Source organism: Streptomyces sp. NPDC091416 (assembly GCF_044756845.1).
Lineage (GTDB): Bacteria > Actinomycetota > Actinomycetes > Streptomycetales > Streptomycetaceae > Streptomyces.
Window position 1 is genome coordinate 749,286 of record NZ_JBIVTU010000002.1, and the last position, 17,839, is coordinate 767,124.

General features: G+C 70.7%; 18 protein-coding genes. 6 read left to right on the forward strand and 12 right to left on the reverse strand.

The window, feature by feature from the left end; translation table 11 throughout:
- Positions 1-163: 163 nt before the first annotated feature.
- The 7 genes from ACIQMX_RS10235 to clpS form a co-directional block, all read right to left on the reverse strand.
- Entirely contained in the window at positions 164-1,114 is a 951-nt protein-coding gene (locus ACIQMX_RS10235) for a cysteine synthase (protein WP_363068194.1), read from the reverse strand.
- Positions 1,114-1,392 (reverse strand): MoaD family protein, encoded by a 279-nt coding sequence (locus ACIQMX_RS10240; RefSeq protein WP_148018887.1) that lies wholly within the window; start codon positions 1,390-1,392, stop codon positions 1,114-1,116. The genes ACIQMX_RS10235 and ACIQMX_RS10240 overlap by 1 nt, the downstream gene beginning before the upstream one ends.
- 126 nt (positions 1,393-1,518) lie before the next feature.
- Complete coding sequence (locus ACIQMX_RS10245; protein ID WP_363068192.1) at positions 1,519-1,644, reverse strand: putative leader peptide; 126 nt, start codon at positions 1,642-1,644, stop codon at positions 1,519-1,521.
- A gap of 133 nt (positions 1,645-1,777) precedes the next feature.
- On the reverse strand, positions 1,778-2,209 hold the full coding sequence (locus ACIQMX_RS10250; RefSeq protein WP_402476301.1) for a Mov34/MPN/PAD-1 family protein: 432 nt from the start codon (positions 2,207-2,209) through the stop codon (positions 1,778-1,780).
- A gap of 90 nt (positions 2,210-2,299) precedes the next feature.
- On the reverse strand, positions 2,300-3,736 hold the full coding sequence (locus ACIQMX_RS10255) for an amino acid permease (protein WP_363068188.1): 1,437 nt from the start codon (positions 3,734-3,736) through the stop codon (positions 2,300-2,302).
- Between the two features lie 309 nt (positions 3,737-4,045).
- A complete protein-coding gene (locus ACIQMX_RS10260) occupies positions 4,046-4,630 on the reverse strand; it encodes a DUF2017 domain-containing protein (protein WP_402476304.1) in 585 nt (194 codons plus the stop codon).
- A gap of 51 nt (positions 4,631-4,681) precedes the next feature.
- Complete coding sequence (gene clpS, locus ACIQMX_RS10265) at positions 4,682-4,987, reverse strand: ATP-dependent Clp protease adapter ClpS (RefSeq protein ID WP_018555894.1); 306 nt, start codon at positions 4,985-4,987, stop codon at positions 4,682-4,684.
- Positions 4,988-5,098: 111 nt separating this feature from the next.
- Here clpS and ACIQMX_RS10270 point away from each other — a divergent pair, with 111 nt between their 5' ends.
- Together ACIQMX_RS10270 and ACIQMX_RS10275 are read left to right on the forward strand one after the other, a co-directional pair.
- Positions 5,099-6,427 (forward strand): nicotinate phosphoribosyltransferase, encoded by a 1,329-nt coding sequence (locus tag ACIQMX_RS10270; RefSeq protein ID WP_363068184.1) that lies wholly within the window; start codon positions 5,099-5,101, stop codon positions 6,425-6,427.
- A 129-nt stretch (positions 6,428-6,556) separates the two neighbouring features.
- Entirely contained in the window at positions 6,557-7,144 is a 588-nt protein-coding gene (locus ACIQMX_RS10275) for an isochorismatase family protein (RefSeq protein WP_402476309.1), read from the forward strand.
- Positions 7,145-7,208: 64 nt separating this feature from the next.
- Here the strand turns inward: ACIQMX_RS10275 and ACIQMX_RS10280 are convergent, their stop codons facing one another.
- Positions 7,209-7,541: a hypothetical protein gene (locus tag ACIQMX_RS10280; protein ID WP_389056495.1), complete on the reverse strand. Its 333-nt coding sequence runs from the start codon at positions 7,539-7,541 to the stop codon at positions 7,209-7,211.
- 126 nt (positions 7,542-7,667) lie between these two features.
- A complete protein-coding gene (locus tag ACIQMX_RS10285) occupies positions 7,668-10,019 on the reverse strand; it encodes an immune inhibitor A domain-containing protein (RefSeq protein WP_402476312.1) in 2,352 nt (783 codons plus the stop codon).
- 418 nt (positions 10,020-10,437) lie between these two features.
- Here ACIQMX_RS10285 and ACIQMX_RS10290 point away from each other — a divergent pair, with 418 nt between their 5' ends.
- Entirely contained in the window at positions 10,438-10,779 is a 342-nt protein-coding gene (locus ACIQMX_RS10290) for a hypothetical protein (protein WP_363068176.1), read from the forward strand.
- 42 nt (positions 10,780-10,821) lie between these two features.
- Here the strand turns inward: ACIQMX_RS10290 and ACIQMX_RS10295 are convergent, their stop codons facing one another.
- Both ACIQMX_RS10295 and ACIQMX_RS10300 read right to left on the reverse strand, forming a co-directional pair.
- A complete protein-coding gene (locus ACIQMX_RS10295; RefSeq protein ID WP_363068174.1) occupies positions 10,822-11,484 on the reverse strand; it encodes an RDD family protein in 663 nt (220 codons plus the stop codon).
- Between the two features lie 137 nt (positions 11,485-11,621).
- A complete protein-coding gene (locus ACIQMX_RS10300) occupies positions 11,622-13,154 on the reverse strand; it encodes an RDD family protein (protein ID WP_363068172.1) in 1,533 nt (510 codons plus the stop codon).
- 245 nt (positions 13,155-13,399) lie between these two features.
- Here ACIQMX_RS10300 and ACIQMX_RS10305 point away from each other — a divergent pair, with 245 nt between their 5' ends.
- The gene (locus ACIQMX_RS10305) at positions 13,400-13,876 is read left to right on the forward strand and encodes an SsgA family sporulation/cell division regulator (RefSeq protein ID WP_363068170.1); all 477 of its coding nucleotides are present in this window, start codon (positions 13,400-13,402) and stop codon (positions 13,874-13,876) included.
- 79 nt (positions 13,877-13,955) lie between these two features.
- Here the strand turns inward: ACIQMX_RS10305 and ACIQMX_RS10310 are convergent, their stop codons facing one another.
- Positions 13,956-15,323, reverse strand: coding sequence for an FAD-linked oxidase C-terminal domain-containing protein (locus ACIQMX_RS10310; RefSeq protein WP_363068168.1), 1,368 nt, complete (start codon positions 15,321-15,323; stop codon positions 13,956-13,958).
- A gap of 97 nt (positions 15,324-15,420) precedes the next feature.
- Between ACIQMX_RS10310 and ACIQMX_RS10315 the strand changes: the two genes are divergently transcribed.
- Together ACIQMX_RS10315 and ACIQMX_RS10320 are read left to right on the forward strand one after the other, a co-directional pair.
- Positions 15,421-17,160 (forward strand): tetratricopeptide repeat protein, encoded by a 1,740-nt coding sequence (locus ACIQMX_RS10315; protein WP_402476318.1) that lies wholly within the window; start codon positions 15,421-15,423, stop codon positions 17,158-17,160.
- Positions 17,161-17,352: 192 nt separating this feature from the next.
- Positions 17,353-17,769, forward strand: coding sequence for a hypothetical protein (locus tag ACIQMX_RS10320; protein ID WP_363068164.1), 417 nt, complete (start codon positions 17,353-17,355; stop codon positions 17,767-17,769).
- The last annotated feature ends 70 nt before the right edge of the window (positions 17,770-17,839 follow it).

Sequence of the window (17,839 nt, forward strand, 5' to 3'; positions counted from 1 at the left end):
TTGTTCTGCTCCCCCCACCCCTTCCCGTAACCGGGGCTCCGCCCCGGACCCCGCGCCTCAAACGCCGGCGGGGCTTGATTGGGCCCCCGGAAACGGCGGACGCCGGGGGTCCCGGACCTGTGTGGTCCGGGACCCCCGGCGTAGGGGGCGGGCGCGTGGGCGGCTATGCCCAGAGCTGGCCGTGCAGCGTTTCGATCGCGGCTTCCGTCGTGGGCGCGGTGTAGACGCCCGTGGACAGGTACTTCCAGCCGCCGTCGGCGACGACGAAGACGATGTCGGCGCTCTCCCCCGCCTTGACCGCCTTGTTGCCGACGCCGATCGCGGCGTGCAGCGCGGCGCCGGTGGAGACGCCCGCGAAGATGCCCTCCTGCTGGAGGAGCTCGCGGGTGCGGGTGACGGCGTCGGCGGAGCCGACGGAGAAGCGGGTGGTGAGGACGGAGGCGTCGTAGAGCTCGGGGACGAAGCCCTCGTCGAGGTTGCGCAGGCCGTAGACCAGGTCGTCGTAGCGCGGTTCGGCGGCGACGATCTGGATGGAGTCGACGTGTTCGCGCAGGTACCGGCCGACGCCCATGAGGGTGCCGGTGGTGCCGAGGCCGGCCACGAAGTGGGTGATGGAGGGGAGGTCGGTGAGGATCTCGGGGCCGGTGGTGGCGTAGTGGGCGCCGGCGTTGTCGGGGTTGCCGTACTGGTAGAGCATCACCCAGTCCGGGTGCTCCGCCGACAGTTCCTTGGCGACGCGGACGGCGGTGTTGGAGCCGCCCGCCGCCGGGGAGGAGATGATCTCGGCGCCCCACATGGCGAGGAGGTCGCGCCGCTCCTGGGAGGTGTTCTCCGGCATCACGCAGACGATGCGGTAGCCCTTGAGCTTGGCCGCCATGGCCAGCGAGATGCCGGTGTTGCCGCTGGTGGGTTCGAGGATGGTGCAGCCGGGGGTGAGCCGGCCGTCCTTCTCGGCCTGCTCGACCATGTGGAGCGCGGGGCGGTCCTTGATCGAGCCGGTGGGGTTGCGGTCCTCCAGCTTGGCCCAGATGCGGACGTCGTCCGACGGTGACAGCCGCGGCAGGCGGACGAGCGGGGTGTTGCCCACTGCGGCGAGCGGGCTGTCATGGCGCATCAGTTCATGCCGCCGGCGACGGCCGGGAGGATGGTGATGTTGTCGCCGTCGCTGAGCTTGGTGGAGATGCCGTCCAGGAAGCGGACGTCCTCGTCGTTGAGGTAGACGTTCACGAAGCGGCGGAGCTGCTCGCCGTCGACGATGCGCTCCCGGATGCCGGTGTGGCGGGTCTCCAGGTCCGTGAGGAGATCGGCGAGGGTGTCCCCGTTGCCTTCGACGGCCTTGGCGCCGTCGGTGTAGGTGCGGAGGATGGTCGGGATGCGGACCTCGATGGCCATGGCGTGGGCTCCTGTCGAAGCTGAGTGGTGGCGGTGGGCTTGGGGCGCGCGGCTCTGCCCCCGCGCAGGGGTCGGTACGTGGAGCGTGGCGGCCGGTGGGGCGGCGCGCCGGGCCTCGGGCCCGGCTCAGGCCTCGCGGCCGGCGGTCCGGTGGTTCGTACAGATCGCGCTGGCGAGTCGGCACAGGTCGACGTGCAGGCGCGCCACGAGCAGTGCGCCCGGCGTCTTGTCGCTCACGTCATGGGGAACCATGCGCTCATCGTATCGATTCCCGGTCCGGGATCCGGAGTGTGATCTCACCTGATGGATGGTTGGCGTTCGACAGGTGGACAGGGCCGGGTGGGCGGCCCTGTCCGGGTGCCGTGGGCGGGGGCCGGTGGCGAGGTCAGGCGGCGGCGTAGGCCTCGACGACCTGCACGTCCTCCTCGGTGATCTCGCCGTCCACGATGCGGTACGAGCGGAACTGGAACGGTCCGGCCTCGTCCGTGTCGGCCGTGGAGACGAGGACGTAGTGGGCGCCGGGCTCGTTGGCGTACGTGACGTCGGTGCGGGAGGGGTAGGCCTCGGTCGCGGTGTGCGAGTGGTAGACGATCACGGGCTCCTCGTCGCGGTCGTCCATGTCGCGGTAGAGCTTGAGGAGGTCGGCCGAGTCGAATTCGTAGAACGTGGGCGAGCGGGCCGCGTTGAGCATCGGGATGAAGCGTTCGGGGCGGCCGGTTCCGGCGGGCCCGGCGACCACGCCGCACGCCTCGTCGGGGTGGTCGGCGCGGGAGTGCGCGACGATCTGGTCGTACAGGGCCTGGGTGATGGTCAGCATGGCGCCCAGGATAGGACGACGGGCCCCGCGTACCGAGGAGTGGTACGCGGGGGCCCGCATCGTGGGACCGGCCTCGGGGAGGCCCGGGGTTCAGCGGCCGGCGAAGGCCTTGTTCCCGGGGTTGCGTGCCTTGAGGACCAGGTAGGAGACGCCGAGGATCAGGGCCCACAGCGGGGCGCAGTAGAGCGAGATCCTGGTGTCCTTGTCGATGCCCATCATGATGACGACGACGCCGATGAAGGCGAGGGCGAAGACGCTGGTGTACGGGGCTCCGGGGGCCCGGAAGGTGGACTGCGGGAGGTCGCCCCGGTCGGCGAGGCGGCGGTAGCGGAGCTGGCTGACCAGGATCATGATCCAGGCCCACATGCCGGAGATGGTGGCGAAGGAGACGACGTAGGTGAAGGCGTCACCGGGCCACTGGTAGTTGATCCAGACGCCGACGAGCATGAGGGCGGCGGAGAACGTGGTGCCGACCAGCGGGGTGCCGCTCCTGGTCAGCCGGGTGAAGAACTTCGGGCCCTGTCCGTTGAGCGCGAGGTCGCGCAGCATGCGGCCGGTGGAGTACATGCCGGAGTTGCAGGAGGAGAGCGCGGCGGTCAGGACGACGAAGTTGACGATGCCCGCGCCGAGGCCGAGGCCCATCTTCTCGAAGGCCTCGACGAACGGGGAGACGTCCGGTGAGAACGCGGTCCAGGGGACGACCGAGAGGATCATGACGAGGGCGCCGACGTAGAAGACGGCGATGCGCCAGGGCACGGTGTTGATGGCCTTGGGCAGGACGGTCTTGGGGTCCTTGGACTCGCCGGCGGTGACGCCGACGAGTTCGACGGCGAGGAAGGCGAACATCACGATCTGCAGCGTCATCAGGGTGCCCTTGATGCCGTGCGGGAAGAATCCGCCGTCGGCCCAGAGATGGGTGACGGACGCGGTGTCGCCGGCGTCGGAGAAGCCGAGGGTCAGGATTCCGGCGCAGATGAGGATCATGCCGACGATGGCGGTGACCTTGACCATCGAGAACCAGAATTCGAGTTCGCCGAAGAGTTTCACGGAGATCAGGTTCACGCCGTACAGGATGATCGTGAAGATCAGTGCGGAAACCCATGGCGGAATGCTGAACCAGAACGTCATGTACTGGGCTGCTGCGGTGACTTCGGTGATTCCGGTGACGACCCAGAACAGCCAGTAGGTCCATCCGGTGACGAATCCCGCGAAGGGGCCGACGAATTCGCGGGCGTACTCCGAGAAGGAGCCCGAGACCGGCCGGTACATGAGGAGTTCGCCCAGGGCCCGCATGATGAAGAAGATCACCAGGCCCGCGACGGCGTACGCCAGGATGAGGCTGGGTCCTGCCTTGGCGATGGCTTTGCCCGCGCCGAGGAAGAGGCCGGTGCCGATGGCTCCGCCGATCGCGATCATCTGGATCTGGCGGGCGCCGAGTGCCCTCTGGTAGCCCTCGGCGGATGTGGTGGCGTCCGCGGCTGCGGTGTGCGGGCCCTGTCCTTTGTCGTCGACCTGCGGCGATGTCATGTGCTGCGCCTTTCTCCACGCCGATCCGAGCCTTGCGGCTGCGGATCAGGTCCTGATCCCCCCGGATATGGATGGAGTGCTGCCGGTGGTTGCCGGACTCGTCGCGTCTACCCGGGAACAGGGGTGGCGTCCCCGAGTGATCGTGAAGATTTATCACGGGCGCATCGGTGATCCACCGGACATTATGTGGCGCACACCACAGGAAAAAGCGGACAACGGTGTTCAGGCGCTGCAAACAAGACCGTTCAGGTGACGCGATCGTTATTCGGATTTGAGCGTCCGTTGAGCGAACACATGACGGTCGGCCGTTTACGGCATCAGCGTTTCGATCAGTGTTTCCTGGAGCCCGCCCAGCCAGAGATAGGCCATGACCATGGGCTTGCGCGGGTCGCTGTCCGGCAGCCGGTAGAGGGAGCCGTCCTCGCCGCCGTCCTCGTCGGAGACGTCCAGGCGGGTGCCGATGGTGAGGCGGAGGTCGTTCAGGGAGCCGAGCCAGCTGCGGCATTCGTCGGCGCCGAGGGTGAGTACGGCGCCTCCTTCCTCGCCGGGCGTGAGCGCGTCGAGGGTGCGGACGACGACGAGGGCGTCGTCGCGCTTGCGGGTGCGCAGGTCGTTCTCGGTGAAGCGGCGGAACTCGGCGGACGCGGCGCGCAGTTCGGTGTCGTCGTCGCCGTAGGCCTCGGGGAAGAGCCGGGCCAGGGCCGGGTCGGAGGGCGGTTCGCTGGGGCCCTCGGCGAAGAGGGCGGCGAGCGGGTCCTCACCCTCGGCGGGTTCGTCGCCGGGGCCGATGAGTTCGAGCAGCTGGACGGCGAGGGAGCGCAGGATCGCGATCTCCACCTCGTCGAGCGCGACGGCCGCGCCGCCGCCGGGGGTGGCCTCGAAGTGGCCGGCCATGGGTTGTCTCCGATGGTGGTCGGGCGGGCGGGGCGGGGTGGAGCGAGCGGGTCAGTTGCGGTCCTGGGTGAGGGTGGCCCACAGTCCGTAGCCGTGCATGGCCTGGACGTCGCGTTCCATCTCTTCGCGGCTGCCGCTGGAGACGACGGCGCGGCCCTTCTGGTGGACGTCCAGCATCAGCTTGTGGGCCTTGTCCTTGGAGTAGCCGAAGTAGGCCTGGAAGACATAGGTCACGTAGCTCATGAGGTTGACCGGGTCGTTGTGGACCAGCGTCACCCAGGGGACGTCGGGCTCGGGGACGACGAGGTTCTCCTCGGCCGATTCGGGACGTTCGATCTCTACGGGGGCGACGCTCACCTACCCCATGCTGCCACTCGGGAGGGGTCATCGCACAAACGGGGCCGGTGACGCGGCGGGGCCGGGACCCCCATCTCGTCACTTTGACGAAATAGGGGTAGCATCCCCGGCATGAACTCAGCGGACCTTGGGCGACGGGTCGGTGTGCCGTCGACCGCACTCTTCACCGACCAGTACGAGCTCACGATGGTGCAGGCCGCACTGAAGGCCGGCACCGCCGGCCGGCGCTCGGTCTTCGAGGCGTTCACCCGCCGCCTGCCCGAGGGACGGCGCTACGGCGTCGTCGCGGGTATCGGTCGCGTCCTGGACGCGGTGGAGAACTTCCACTTCGACGAGGAGATGCTCACCTTCCTGCGCGACCAGGACGTGGTCGACGGGCCCACCCTCGACTACCTGGCCGACTACCGCTTCAGCGGCGACATCTGGGGCTACCCCGAGGGCGAGGTGTACTTCCCCGGCTCGCCGGTCCTGCGGGTCGAGGGCTCCTTCGCCGAGTGCGTGCTGCTGGAGACGGTGATCCTGTCGATCCTCAACCACGACTCGGCGATCGCCGCGGCGGCCTCGCGGATGTCGGCGGCGGCGGGCGGGCGCAGGCTGATCGAGATGGGTGCCCGGCGCACGCACGAGCTGTCGGCGGTGGCCTCGGCCCGCGCCGCGTACATCGGCGGCTTCGACACCACGTCCGACCTGGCCGCGGGCTTCCGCTACAACATCCCGACGGTCGGCACGAGCGCCCACGCGTTCACCCTGCTGCACGACTCCGAGCGCGACGCGTTCCGGGCCCAGGTCGACTCGCTGGGGCGGGACACGACGCTGCTGGTCGACACGTACGACGTCACCGCGGCGGTCCGTACGGCGGTCGAGGTGGCCGGCCCCGAGCTGGGGGCGGTCCGGATCGACTCGGGCGACCTGCTGCTCGTCGCGCACCGGGTGCGCCAGCAGCTGGACGAGCTGGGCGCCACGGAGACGAAGATCGTGGTGACGTCCGACCTGGACGAGTACGCCATCGCCTCGCTGGCCGCCGCGCCGGTGGACGCGTACGGGGTGGGCACGCAGCTGGTGACCGGCAGCGGGCACCCCACCTGTTCGATGGTCTACAAGCTGGTCGCCCGCGCAGCCTCGGCGGATCCTGCGGACGAGCTGCGGCCGGTGGCGAAGAAGTCGATGGGCGCGAAGTCCTCGAGGGGCGGCCGCAAGTGGGCGGCCCGCCGGCTGGACGAGGACGGGGTGGCCGAGGCCGAGGTGATCGGCACGGGCCCGGTCCCCGCGGAGCTGGCCGGACGGCAGCTGCTGGTCGAGCTGGTCAGGGGCGGCGAGGTCGTGGCGCGCGAGCCGCTGGACGCGGCTCGGGAGCGGCACATCGCCGCGCGGGCGGGGCTGCCGATGTCCGCGATGCAGTTGTCGCGGGGAGAGCCGGTGCTGCCCACGGAGTACGTGTGAGGGAGGGGGCGCCCGCCGATCGCTCTGCCCTCGGACCCCGGACGGGCTTGATTGTGCGGCCCGAGTCCCTAGGCTCGATGTCACCCCCGTGACCGCCGCTCACCCGCTCCCCACCGAAGGACACCTGTCATGCACCGCGCCTTGATCGTCGTGGACGTCCAGAACGACTTCTGCGAAGGCGGGAGCCTCGCGGTCGCCGGGGGCGCCGATGTCGCCGCCGCCATCACCGATCTGATCGGTGAGGCCCAGCCGGGTTACCGGCATGTGGTGGCCACCCGCGACCACCATGTCGACCCGGGCGGCCACTTCTCCTCCGCGCCCGACTTCGAGCACTCCTGGCCCGCGCACTGCGTCGCCGGTACGGAAGGCGTGGGCTTCCACCCCAATTTCGCCCCCGCGGTCGCCTCCGGGGCGATCGACACCGTCTTCGACAAGGGCGCGTACGCCGCCGCGTACAGCGGCTTCGAGGGGCAGGACGAGAACGGGACCGGGCTGGCCGCCTGGCTGCGTGAGCGCGGGGTCACCGAGGTCGACGTGGTCGGCATCGCGACCGACCACTGCGTGCGGGCCACCGCGCTCGACGCCGTCCGTGAGGGCTTCGCCACGCACGTACTGCTGGATCTGACGGCGGGCGTCGCCGAGGCGACGACGGACCGGGCGCTGGCCGAGCTGCGGGACGCCGGTGTGGTGCTCACCGGCAAGCCGGCGACCGGCTGAGGGCCGGCGCCTTTCGTCCGGATCGGGCCGGGCCGGCAGGGCGGCCCGGCCGGATTCCGGGGGCTCAGCCCTGCCGGGCGGGCAGAGCGGGCCGCAGGAGGGCGCGTATCGGGTGCCAGAGCTCCTGGGCCCGCTCGGGTCTCGCGCGCCACAGGAGGCCGTCGGGGTGGTGCAGGACGGCGGTGATCTCGTCCGGCGTGGGCGGTTCCGCGTTGCCGCGGAGGTAGACCGCGCGCAGGCCCAGATTGCGCAGCCGGGTCAGGGCCCGGGCCCGGTTCGCCGCGTGTACCAGGACGCGTACCGGAGTGTCCGGCCCCACGCCCTCCGCCGGGCTCGGCAGCGTGATCGCGACGACCACACTGCCGTTCGGCAATTTGCTGAATCCTCCGCCTGCCATGCTCCGCGCTCCCCCGTGAGACGTCGTGTGTCAATAAGAAACCGAACAAGAGGCACCTAAACACGATCGGCCGTCGCCCGCTAGAGGGCGACGGCCGATCATGCTTTGACCTGCGGTTTTATCGAATTACTTGTGCGCAGGACCCACCTTGACGGTCATCGTCGAGCCGCTGAGCGGCTCGCTGACGATGGAGATCCGGGTGTTGGTGTCAGTTACCTGCACGCTTCCGGTCTTGTTCTCCTTGTACCAGTAGGTGCCCTTGTGGTCGTCGAAGACCGGAACGCCGAGCTGCGGCTTGATCTTCGTGGCCACGTCACCGTTGTGCAGCGTGAAGCCGTCGGTGGGGTACCAGCTGAACGGAGCGTCGAAGGGCTGGATCTTGTTGCGGATGACCGTGCCGTCGGACCACTTCAGCGGCTTGGCGTGCGCGTCGATCGGCAGGATCAGGCCCTGACCCGGGTGGGTCGAGACGTTGTTGTCCTTCTGGGAGGTGTCCCAGAGCCAGATGAGCAGACCGTTCTGGTACGGGTAGTGCTCGACCCAGTCCGGACGGGTGTTGGCGAACCCGAAGTTGTACGGGCCGACCTTGAGGGTCTGGTCGTACGAGACGTACTGACGGTTCTCCGCGAAGTAGAACTGCGGGTATTCCTTGGAGAAGGAAGCACCCACGCGCGAGAAGCCCTTGGCGGTCCAGCCGTTGTCGTCGCCCTCGGCGTTGTCCGTGAAGAGCACGGCGCCGTCGGCGTTGACCGCGATGGTGTCGGCCGCGAAGCCGATGCCGCCCGCGCCACCGTCGGTGGTGTAGCGGAAGCGGATGTCGATCTTCTTGCCCGCGTAGGCGTCCAGCGAGTACGAGAGCTTCTGGTACTTGCCGGAGACGTCGGTCAGGGCCGGCTTGTCACTGGCGTCGCGCGGGATGGCCTGGCCGTCGGCGGTGCCGTCGATCGCGGTCCAGCTGGTGCCGCCGTTGTCCGACACCTCGGTGTAGAGGTAGTCGTAGTCCTTCTCGATGTCCCACCAGCCGGCGAGGTCGAGGGAGGCCTTGGACTTGCCGGTCAGGTCGACCGAGCGCGACAGGGTGTTGTTGAGGTTGTCGCCCATGTCGCTCCACCACTGCTTGGCGCCCTCGGCGGGCGTCGTGACAGCGGTGGTGACGGCCTTGGCGGGCAGCTCGACGATGAGCGCCTGCTTGTTCGCGGTGTTGTACTCGGAGACGCCCAGCTTGTGGGTGGACTTCGTCGCGGCCTTGGCCGTGTCGTAGTTCAGCCAGCCCAGCTGGAACTTGTCCCAGGCGTTCATGTCGCCGGGCATGTCACCGATGCTGTTCTTACCGGTGCCGAGCCAGGAACCGGCCGACATCAGCGACCAGAAACCGACCGAGTTCTCGGCGGTGTTGGTCGTGTCGTACAGGTCCGGCAGACCGAGGTCGTGGCCGTACTCGTGGGCGAAGACGCCCAGGCCGCCGTTCTCGGGCTGCGCGGTGTAGTCACCGACCCACATGCCGGTGTCGCCGATCTGGGTGCCACCGGCCTTGTTCTCGGCCGGGCCGGTCGCGCCGGCGTTGGTGCCGTAGGCGTACCAGCGGTGCGCCCAGATGGCGTTGGTGCCCTCGACGCCGCCGCCCGCGGACTCGTCCTCGCCGGCGTGCACGATCTGGAAGTGATCGATGTAGCCGTCGGGCTCGTTGAAGTTGCCGTCACCGTCGAAGTCGTAACGGTCCCACTGGTCGTACTGGGCGAGATCGGCCTTGATCTGCTCCGGCGTACGGCCCTTGGCCTTCTGGTCGGCGGCCCAGGCGTTGGTGCCGTCCTTGATCATGTCCCAGGCGTTGGCGCAGTTGGTCGAACCGCAGTAGTTCGAGCCGTAGCGTGCCTCGTTGTACGGGACCTTGACCCAGTCGGAGACCTCGCCGTCGACCGAGTAGCGCCCGGAGGACGTCTTCTCGTAGTACGTCTTGAGCGAGTGCTTGCCCTCACCCGTGCCGAAGTACAGGTCCTGGAAGTGGGCCTGGTTGTAGTCGGCCTGCCAGGCGGTGCTGTTGTCCTTCTTGGGGTCCGGCTTGGCTATCTTGTTGTGCGCCGGGCCGGGCGTGCCGCCGTACTTCGGGACGGCGGGCTTGGGGCCCGCGCCGTCCGGGTCGAACATGGTCGTGTTGTCGACCTGGTCGCCGAACTCCACCAGGATGGTGAAGATCTTGTCGGTCTTCTCCCGCTGGACCTCGACGTACTTGTTGTCGTCGAGCTTGACGACCTTGGAGCCGTTGCGCGCCAGCGCCTTCTTCTCGCCGGATGCGACCTGTTCGAGGGCGGCCTGACGCTGGGCGTCCTGCTGCTTGCTGAACGGGCCTTCAAGGTTGTGCGCGTCACCCTTGGCCGACCCCGGGTCCCGGCGGTCAATACTGGTGGCGGCGCTACTTGACGCCTGGTCATCCGCCTGAGCTGTGGCGAAGGCGGATGCGGTGGCGGCGGTTGCGGCCATGGCCACGACAACCGCCCCGGTGCGAAGCGCCCGTCTTGTAATGATCACGTGATGCAGTCCTCCCCGACGCCCGCGGCTGCGGCCTTGGAGGTGTGAAGGGGCCGCGCGCGGAAACGCGTCACAAGTGACGACATTCGACCGGAGTTACGCAAGAAAAGACAGACCTTGACTTGGACAGGCCAAGTGCACTATGCAGGAGATCATTTCCGCTATTCGGACGCTCGCTGCGCTCCGGACCGGCGCGCCAAAGCCCCCCAGGGGCGTGCGACATGACTCCATGCGCCCCCCGTGCACCGGTACCGTGGGTTAGGTGACGCTTACTACCCGTTCCGCTCGGGCATTCACCGTCGTAGAGTCACTTGACAGCGAAACCGTGTCGAGAGACTGCCCATCCGACGTCCCGAGGACGGATACCGCCATGCCGCGTCCCACTGCTGCACAGCTCTCCTACGGTTCGGTGACCGTCGTCTTCTCGACCCTCGCCATGCTGCTGCTGTCCCGTACCGAATCGGGCATCGGCATCGCCGTCATCGGCACGGCCGCGCTCGCGCTCGGTCTGCTGGTGGCCGTCACCGTTCCCCTGCCGGCGCGCAGGAACACAGCGAAAGCGGCAAGGACAGGAGCCGCGGTGTCCGCACACCGTGACACCGTCCCCGCCGCTGCCGAACCCGAGGGCCGCACCCTCGACCCCGTACAGAGCAGGATCCCGGCCGCACGCGCCGCATCGGAGCGGGTGGGCGAGCACTCGCTGAGGCACTGACAGCCACCGCCGGGAGGGTGCCGACGCCCTCCCGGCCGTCCGTCAGTTGGTGACCACCACCACGGTCTTGGCCGCCTTGTCCTGGAGCCCCTGCTTGTACGGCTTGTCCGTGAACATCAGCACGATGTTGATCAGCCACCACAGGCACGGGCAGCACAGCAGCGCCGGCACCCAGAGCACCACGGCCCGCAGGAAGGCGCTGCCGGTGTCCGGCACCCTGCCGTCGTTGAGCATCGCGACCCGCAGCTTCAGCAGCCGCTTGCCCAGGGTGCGGCCGTCCTTGTGCGTGAAGTACGTGTCGTACGCGACGTAGACGACCAGGGCGATCAGCGACCAGAGCAGCTGGTGCCCGCTGTAGGTCTGGGCGAAGACATCGCTGACGTCGTCGTCGTTGCCGTTGTCCGACATCTCGACCGCGCCGCCCCAGGGCAGCGAGATCAGGTACAGCGGGATCGAGATGATCAGGAAGTCGATCAGCCGCGCGAGGATGCGCTTGCCGGGTTCGGCGAGCGGCGGCATGCCCGCCAGCGGATCCGCCCCGCCGTACGGACCGCCGCCGTGCGGACCCGGGTCGTACGGGGGCGGGGGCGGCGGCGCGCTGCCGTAGGGCGAACCCGAGGACGGCGGCGGCTGGGACCCGGGCGGCTCCTTGGAGAACGGGTCGTCCTCGGGCGGCTGACCGGACGTCGGCTGATCGTTGCTCATGCGGGCAGTGCACCTCGCCCCATGGACGCCCGCAACGGCTCAGGTGCGTTCGGGGGAACGGAATCCGTCCGACGGCCCTCACCCGAAGGGCCGTCAGCCGTGCGGGTCGCTTCCCCCGCCGCTCCCCCGGCCGCGCCTCAGCCGGCGACGAAGGTACGGGCCGCCTTGTCGTGCCAGCACTGGCGCCACGGCCGGTCGACCAGGCACCAGAGCACGTTGACCACGCCGATCACCAGGAGACCCAGCACCCCGTAGACCAGCCAGCGGCGCAGGGCGGCGCCGAAGCCGGGCGCGTCGTGGGACTCGATGTCGCGCACGTCGAGACCGCAGAGCCTCTTGCCGAGCGTACGGCCCCACTTCGCGGTCGGCAGCGCCTCCAGCAGGAGGCCCAGCACCAGGAAGACGCCGAGGACCACGCCGGCCAGGGAGGCCGTGGTGGAGTCCACCAGCCAGACCGTGACCGTCTCACCCGACAGCTTGGCCGCGTCGATCTTCTCGTTGACGTGATCCGCGGCCCGGGACACCAGCGGTACGGCGACGGCGCCGACGAGGGCGCCGAGCACCACCGTGTCGATGAGCCGGGCGGCGAACCGCTTGCCGAGCGCCGCCGGGCGGGCCGCGGTCCGGGCCGCGGCGAGCTGCTGGAAGTGGTCGTCCACCGGGGGCTTCCAGGGCACGACGGGCTGGTCGGGCTGCGGCGCCTGCTGGGACTGCTGCGGGAACGCGGGCCGTTGCTGCTGCGCGGGCGCCTGCTGCGGCACGGCCTGTTCGGGCCGGCCCAGTTGGTGGGCCTGCTGCGCCCAGGACGTGGAACCGCCGCCGGGGCCGGGCGTGAGCGGGCTGTTGAGCTCCGCGGGAGCCGGGCCGGGCGCGGCGGGCCGCGGGGCGGGCGCGGGAGCCTGTACGGCGGGCGTGGAGGGCTGGACGGCGGCCTGCGGGGCGGCGGGTGCGGGGCCGGGGTTCAGCGCACGGATCGTCATCGTGCCGTCGGCGGGCGGCTGCTGGGCGTCGCGCGGGGCGGGCGTCCTGCCGCCGGGTCCCACGGCGCGCATCGTGACCGTGCCGTCGGAGGGCGGGTCCGGTGTGCCGGCGCTCGGGGCGCCGGGGCGGCCCGGGCGGCCGATCCGGATGGCGACGGTGTGCTCGGGGGCCTGGCCGCCGCCGTCGCGCATGCCCGGCAGCGCGCCGCCGGTGGGGTCCGCGGATGCGGGGCCGCGGGGGTCGGAGGGGGCCGGGTCCGCCGCAGCGGCCTCGGGCGAACCGGCCGCGGGCGTCCGCGGATCGGCGCCGGCGCCTCGCGGGTCGGCCCGGCCTCCCCAGGAGACCCGCCGGTCGCGCTCACCGCCGAAGCCGGTCTGGCGGGAGGCGTCGGCCTGCCAGGCGGTGGCGGGTTCGGGGCGGCCGCCCTCGTGCGGCTCCTCGTCGAAGAACACCGGTCCGGTCTCGTCCACCGCGGCGGGTCCGGGGGTGCGCGGGGCGGGGGTGTGCGGGGCGGGCTCCTCCCCGGCGGGTGCGGCGGGCATCGGTTCGCCCTGCTGCGGGGCGGGCCGGCTGGTGCCGGGCACCCATGAGGCGCCGTTCCAGTAGCGGACGTATCCGGGAATGGACGGGTCGGGGTAGTACCCCTCGCGGGGTCGGTCGTCACCGGGTGCCGGGGTTGGGGCGCTCATCACCGTGGTCCCGTATCTCTTCGAGGCCTGGGACCGGCAGGCGATGGGGGAACGGCCGGTCCTCATACAAGGGTCCACATCTATCAGACGGCCGCCTGTCACCGGGCCGGTCCCGGTGTTTGGGCCACTTTCCGGGCGCCCCGAAATATTTTTCCCGAAGTCGCGTAATGGATGGCGGGGAGGGCGCTCTCTCCCTGTGCGGGCGGTCGTGCGACCGGCCCACAGGCATCGAAAGGACGCACCTCATGAACACCGTCGTGGAACGAGAGCTGGAGCTCAAGCTCGTCCTGTCGCCCGAGCGCAGCATCCCCGTGCCCGCCCGGCTGACGTATCGCACCGAGGACCCCTACGCCGTGCACATCACCTTCCACATCGGCTCCGACGCCCCCGTGCACTGGACCTTCGCCCGCGATCTGCTGGTCGAGGGGGTGTTCCGGCCGTGCGGGCACGGGGACGTGCGGATCTGGCCCACCAAGGTCGAGGGACGCGGCGTCATCTGTGTGGCGCTGACCTCGCCGGACGGCAACGCCCTGCTGGAGGTGCCGTCCGCCGCGGTGGCCGCGTGGGTGGAGCGGACGCTGCGGATCGTCGCGCCGGGTACGGAATCCGAGCGGCTCGGCCTCGACGAGGTGCTGGCCGAGCTGCTCGCGCCGCTTCCGGCCGACGACCTGTGGATGAGCGACCCGTGGCCGTCGGACGAGTCGCAGGACGGGGAGAGTTGAGAGGGACGAGGTCCTGTCCGCAGGACCGCGGACAGGACCCCGGACGGCCGGGGCGCGGGACGGGCCCGCCCGGGAGGTCTCAGAAGACCTTGCCCGGGTTGAGGAGGCCGAGCGGGTCGAAGGCCTGCTTGATGCCCCGGTGCAGTTCCACGCTCACCTCGCCCAGTTCCCGGGCGAGCCACTCCTTCTTGAGCACGCCCACGCCGTGTTCGCCGGTGATCGTGCCGCCGAGTGCGAGGCCGAGCGCCATGATCTCGTCGAAGGACTCGCGGGCCCGCCGGGACTCGTCGGCGTCGGTGTGGTCGAAGCAGACGACGGGGTGGGTGTTGCCGTCACCGGCGTGCGCGCAGACGCCGATGGTGAGGCCGTACTTCTCGGCGACGGCCGCCGTGCCCTCGAGCATGGCGCCGAGCTGCGAGCGCGGTACGCACACGTCGTCGATCATGGTCGCCGACTTGACGGTCTCCAGCGCGGTGAGCGACATCCGGCGGGCCTGGAGCAGCATCTCGGACTCTGCGGCGTCCTCGGCGGGGACCACTTCGGTGGCGCCGGCGGCGGTGCACAGTGCGGCGACGGCGGCGAGGTCCGCGGAGGGGTCCGGGGTGTCGAAGGCGGCGAGCAGGAGGGCCTCGGTGGATTCGGGGAGGCCCATGTTCGCCATCTTGTTGACGGCCTGGACTGTTGTACGGTCCATCAGTTCGAGGAGTGACGGTGTGTGACCGCGTTCCATGATGCGGCAGATGGCGTCGCAGGCGCTCGCCGCGCTGGGGAACTCGGCGGCCAGGACGAGCTGCTGCGGCGGTTGCGGCTTGAGCGCCAGCACGGCTTTGACAACGATGCCGAGGCTGCCTTCGGAGCCGACGAAGAGCCGGGTGAGGTCGTATCCGGCGACGCCCTTGGCGGTGCGGCGGCCGGTGGAGAGCAGGCGTCCGTCGGCGAGGACGACGTCGAGGCCCAGGACGTATTCGGCGGTGACCCCGTACTTGACGCAGCACAGGCCGCCGGAGGCGGTGCCGATGTTGCCGCCGATGGTGCACATCTCCCAGCTGGAGGGGTCCGGCGGGTAGTACAGCCCGTGCTCGTTGACCGCGCGGGACAGGACGGCGTTGATGACGCCCGGCTCGACGACGGCGATGCGGTCGACGGGGCTGATCTCCAGGATCCGGTCCATCTTGACCAGGGAGAGCACGATGCAGCCGTCCGAGGCGTTGGCCGCGCCGGACAGGCCCGTGCGGGCGCCCTGGGGGACGACCGGGACGCGCAGAGCGGTGGCGGTGCGCATGATGTGCTGGACCTGCTCGACGGTGCGGGGCAGCGTGACGACGGCGGGTGTGCCCGCTTCGCAGAAACTCGCCATGTCGTTGGCGTAGGAGGCGGTGATGTCCGGGTCGGTGATCAGGGCTTCGGCCGGCAGGCCCGCGCGCAATAGTTCGAGAAGATCGTCCATGATCCAAGACTGGCACCCGGGCCCATTGGTGTGAACCCGTATGCGGCAGCGTTCCCAAGGTCAGGTGTGATCTTCGTACTGACGCAGAGTGATCGGCATGGACGACACGTCACGGCAGACCTCGACGGCCCACGGGCCGGACCATGACCACGGCACTCCTCCCGCCGCACCCTGCGAGTCCCCGCCGGACCTGCCGCCGTCCCCCGTGTCCCTGGCCGAGCCGCCGCCCGCCTCGTTGCGCACGACGCTGCGCAGGGCCGCGTTCGGTGTGGTGGCGGGCGCGGTGCTGGTGACGGGTGCGGTGGTCGCGGTGCCCGATGACGACCAGGACGCGGCGCCGCCGCTGCCGGGCCCGGTCTCGCGGGCGATGAGCGCGACGGCCGCGGGCTCTCCCGCCTCGCTCTCCGATCTGACGGCGCTCATCGGGGACCGGCAGGAGTGGGTCGGCACGCATCCCTCGGACGCGCGGTCGTGGGCGGTGCTCGGGTCGGCATACGTGGAGTGGGGGCGGCGGGCCTCGGACGTGGCGTACTACACCCGGGCCGAGCAGGCGCTGAAGCGGTCCCTGAACGTGCAGCCGGGCGAGCGCGGCAACGCGGCGGCCTGGGTGGGCCTCGCCTCGCTCGCCAACGCCCGGCACGACTACACGTCGGCGAAGAAGTGGGGCGAGACCGTACGGGCCCGGCAGCCGAAGCAGTGGGCCGTGTACCCGGAGCTGATCGACGCGTACAACGGCCTCGGTGACTACCCGTCGGCGACGAAGGCGGTGGAGAAGTACGCGGCGCTGCGGGCCGGTGTCCCGTCGCTGGGGCTCACGGCGGAGATGTACCGGGACCGGGGCTGGCGCGAGGACGCGCTGGCCACCGCGCAGGACGCCGCGAACCGGGCGAGGACGCCGGCGGAGAAGGCGGCCTGTCTCTCCCGGCTGGGCGAGCTGGCGTGGGAGCGGGGCGAGCCGGAGGAGGCGGTCGCCCAGTACGGTGCCGCGCTGCGCACCGATCCCGCCCAACACGCGGCCCTCGCCGGCCGGGCCCGCGCGCTCGCGGCCCTCGGGCGCACCGACGAGGCCCAGCGGGACTACCAGGCGGCGCTCAGGAAGTCGCCGCGTCCGGTCTATCTGCTGGAGCTGGGCGAACTGTACGAGTCGCTCGGCCTGGACGGCGACTCGGCCGACCAGTACACGAAGCTGCGCAAGGCCCTGGCCGCCGGCAAGGAGCGGGGCGTGGACGAATCGCTGCTCCTGGGCCGCTTCGAGGCCGCCCACGGGGACGCGGAGGCGGCGGTGGAGCTGCTGCGGGCGGAGTGGGGCCGCGGTCACCACAGCGCGGCGGTGGCCGATGCGCTGGGCTGGGCGCTGCACCGTTCGGGCGATCCGGACGGGGCGCTGGAGTACGCGGAGCAGGCGGTCGACTCGGGCGGCCGGAACGCGTCGTTCGCGTACCACCTGGGCATGGTCCAGCGGGCGTTGCGGGACTTCGGTCCGGCCCGCCGCCATCTGGAGGAGGCGCTGCGCACCAACCCGCAGTTCTCGCCGCTGGACGCGCCGCGGGCGCAGGAGGCGCTGGACACGCTGGGGCTGCCTCCGGCGGGCGGTCCGCAGGACATGCAGCCGGCCGCTCCGCCGGCGCCCGAGCCGTCGCGGGCGCCGGCACCGGCCACGGATCCGGAGCCCGCTCCGGCGGCGCCCGAGGATCCCGCCGGGGAGGCCGCGCAGGCTCCCGGAGAGGCGCCGGCGGCCGCTGCCGGTCCGCCGGGCCGGCCGGCGAAGCCGGACGCGCCGAAGGCGGCTGCCGCACCGGTCAAGCCGTCGGCCCACCAGTCACCGGCGGGCCGCTGACACCCGTAAGCAACCGCACGGCAGGGAGGGGCGGGCCGGGTCTCCGGCCCGGCCCTCCCTGCTCGCAAGACCCTCGGCGCGACGGGCCGGGCCCGCCCTCCCGGTGCCGCCGGCGCAACTTTTATCTGTTCCTTATATTTTCCGGTATCGTGCGCGCGTTCGATCTTCTTGCAAACTCAAGGAAAAACGCCGATGAGCGCTCCGACGCCGCCCTCCGCCCCGCAGTACCCGCAGTTCCCGCAGGGGCAGCCCGTGCAGGGGGCCGTACCCGCGCCGCCCGCCGCGCCGCCGAAGAAGAGGATGCTGAAGAAGGTGCTCGGCGTCGTCGTCATGATCGTCGTCGCCGCGGCGGTCAAGCTCGGCATCGGTTACGCCTTCGGCGACTCACCGGTGCGCGCCGAGGTCGGCGACTGCGTCCGGGTCACCGGCGCCGAGACCAGCCCCGAGGTCGAGACCAAGGGGTGCGAGGACGCCGACGCCAACTACAAGGTCGTCAAGGTCATCGAGAACACCTTCGACACCAACGCCTGCACGGTCGGCGAGGCGGCGCTCGCCCAGGAGTGGGACGCCGACAAGTTCGTCCTCTGCCTGGACCGTGTGAAGAAGTAGGACCGCGGCGAACAGCACGACGGGCGGGCCGGAGACATCCGGCCCGCCCGTTCCGCTGTGCCTGCGCGCT